This window comes from Maridesulfovibrio sp., assembly GCF_963678865.1.
Taxonomy (GTDB): Bacteria; Desulfobacterota; Desulfovibrionia; order Desulfovibrionales; family Desulfovibrionaceae; genus Maridesulfovibrio.
Window position 1 is genome coordinate 3,085,001 of the sequence record NZ_OY787459.1, and the last position, 2,500, is coordinate 3,087,500.

The 2,500-nt window shown below is 48.3% G+C and carries 1 protein-coding gene and 2 rRNA genes (1 of these 3 only partly in view); 2 read left to right on the plus strand and 1 reads right to left on the minus strand.

Features of this window, described 5'->3' with window-relative positions; genetic code table 11:
* Together ACKU41_RS14125 and rrf are read left to right on the plus strand one after the other, a co-directional pair.
* Positions 1-1,519 (plus strand): 23S ribosomal RNA (locus ACKU41_RS14125) (it extends 1,416 nt beyond the left edge of the window).
* Between the two features lie 96 nt (positions 1,520-1,615).
* Positions 1,616-1,730 (plus strand): 5S ribosomal RNA (gene rrf / locus ACKU41_RS14130).
* Between the two features lie 152 nt (positions 1,731-1,882).
* Here rrf and ACKU41_RS14135 read toward each other — a convergent pair.
* Positions 1,883-2,020, minus strand: a complete 138-nt coding sequence (locus ACKU41_RS14135; protein WP_321401670.1) for a hypothetical protein — start codon at positions 2,018-2,020, stop codon at positions 1,883-1,885.
* Between the last annotated feature and the right edge of the window lie 480 nt (positions 2,021-2,500).

The window sequence follows — 2,500 nt, forward strand, 5'->3', positions numbered from 1 at the left end:
AAAACGGGTTAATATTCCCGTACCTGTAAGTGTGTGCGATGGAGGGACGCAGTAGGATAGCTCAGCCGGCTGTTGGATATGCCGGTGTAAATGCGTAGGCTTGAGAAATAGGCAAATCCGTTTCTCTTTAGGCCGAGACATGATGCCGTAACTTTACGTTTGAAGTGAGTGATTCCAGACTGCCTAGAAAATCTTCTAAGTTTAGCACTTATAGACCGTACCGCAAACCAACACAGGTAGTCGGGTCGAGTAGACCAAGGCGCTTGAGAGAACTCTGGTTAAGGAACTCGGCAAAATGATCCCGTAAGTTAGCGAGAAGGGATGCTCCAGACGGTGAAGTTATTTACTCTCCGAGCTGTTTGGAGCCGCAGAGAATCGGGGGGGGCGACTGTTTACTAAAAACATAGGTCTCTGCTAAGTCGTAAGACGATGTATAGGGACTGACGCCTGCCCGGTGCTGGAAGGTTAAAAGGAGGTGTTAGACTTCGGTCGAAGCTCCGAATTGAAGCCCCAGTAAACGGCGGCCGTAACTATAACGGTCCTAAGGTAGCGAAATTCCTTGTCGGGTAAGTTCCGACCTGCACGAATGGCGTAACGATCTCCCCACTGTCTCAACCAGAGACTCAGTGAAATTGAATTACCGGTGAAAATGCCGGTTACCCGCGGTAAGACGGAAAGACCCTGTGCACCTTTACTATAGCTTGACATTGGGTTTAGGGCTATCATGTGTAGGATAGGTGGGAGGCTTTGAAGCCGGCACGCCAGTGTCGGTGGAGCCAACCTTGAAATACCACCCTTGATAGTCTTGAATTCTAATCCAATGCCGTTATCCGGCTTGGAGACAGTGTCTGGTGGGTAGTTTGACTGGGGCGGTCGCCTCCCAAAAAGTAACGGAGGCTTGCAAAGGTTCCCTCAGGCTGATTGGAAACCAGCCGTCGAGTGCAAAGGCATAAGGGAGCTTGACTGTAAGACAGACATGTCGAGCAGGAACGAAAGTTGGTCTTAGTGATCCGGTGGTTCCGCATGGAAGGGCCATCGCTCATAGGATAAAAGGTACGCCGGGGATAACAGGCTGATCGCGCCCAAGAGTTCACATCGACGGCGCGGTTTGGCACCTCGATGTCGGCTCATCACATCCTGGGGCTGAAGCAGGTCCCAAGGGTTCGGCTGTTCGCCGATTAAAGTGGTACGCGAGCTGGGTTTAAAACGTCGTGAGACAGTTTGGTCCCTATCTACCGTGGGCGTAGGATAATTGAAGAGGGTCTGTCCCTAGTACGAGAGGACCGGGGTGGACGAACCTATGGTGTTCCTGTTGTCACGCCAGTGGCATTGCAGGGTAGCTAAGTTCGGAAGGGATAACCGCTGAAAGCATCTAAGCGGGAAGCCTGCCTCAAGATTAGTTATCCCTATGCTTTAGCATCTAAAGATTCCAGGTAGACCACCTGGTTGATAGGCCGGAGGTGTAAGTGTGGTGACACATTCAGCTGACCGGTACTAATAAATCGTGCGACTTATTTTTCTTCTCTCCCTATAACTTTAACCCAAAGGTTGAAGTTAAGGGTAAATTCTTCTCTATTAAACAATATATTTTGCTCATCGACAGCAAGCCAAATTTGCTTGCGACCATTGAGGAGAGGTCACACCCGACCCCATTCCGAACTCGGAAGTTAAGCTCTCCATCGCCGATGATACTGCTAGGTAGCTAGTGGGAAAGTAGGTCGTCGCAAGCTTTTATTTCTAAGCCCTGATTAAGTTCAGGGCTTTTTTTTTGCCTTATGAATTTATTTAAAGACTGGCATAGATACATGTGCAGGATTTGGGGGGGCGTTGGAAGTGAGAAGCTTAGGGATACACGGAAGAAAGAGGCGGAAGGACAAAGCCTCTAATGATTTTTAAGTGGAATAGGAAGAATATAAATAAAAGTTCTTAAATCCGCCCTGTTAAGCCATTTAGCAACCCCGCCTTCTAGAGATATCCACAATAATTCAAAAAGCAGTTGACGCGGCAGAGTGTTTTCCATAGAAAGTCTTTCCTCGGCTGATGACGGCCCTGAACGGGCGCAGCACAGCTGGGATTTTTTTTTGACTGACCGGTCACAAATCTGCAGGACAGCAGATTTGGACGTTGCCTGAAAAGGCAACATCCCTGAAGGGGCGAGTCAAAAAACGGTTGACTTTCGGATCGGGTTTCTCTAGATTCCCAATCCGCGCTGAACGAAAGTAAGGCGTTGAGATCATTGAAAAAATATTTTGTGAGAACAATGAAATTAATGGTTGACACGGACGGCGGGTTTATATAGATTCCGTCTCCGCACTGAGCGAAAGCAAGGTGCTGTGATCATTAAATAAATGAAAGTTTGAGACTCAGGCTTTTGCGTTTCGCATCGATTTTTGAACAGGTTTTGGAGATCGGGTATTCTGGACGAATCCCACCGAGACGAGTTCGGGGCAGAGCGAAGCATACTAAAGAAGTTTGGGATTCTTAAACCCTTTTCAAAGGG

What these genes read in the sequence shown, in the direction of transcription:
- ACKU41_RS14135 (WP_321401670.1), bottom strand. Translation starts at nt 2,020, where the DNA reads ATGGAAAACACTCTGCCGCGTCAACTGCTTTTTGAATTATTGTGGATA.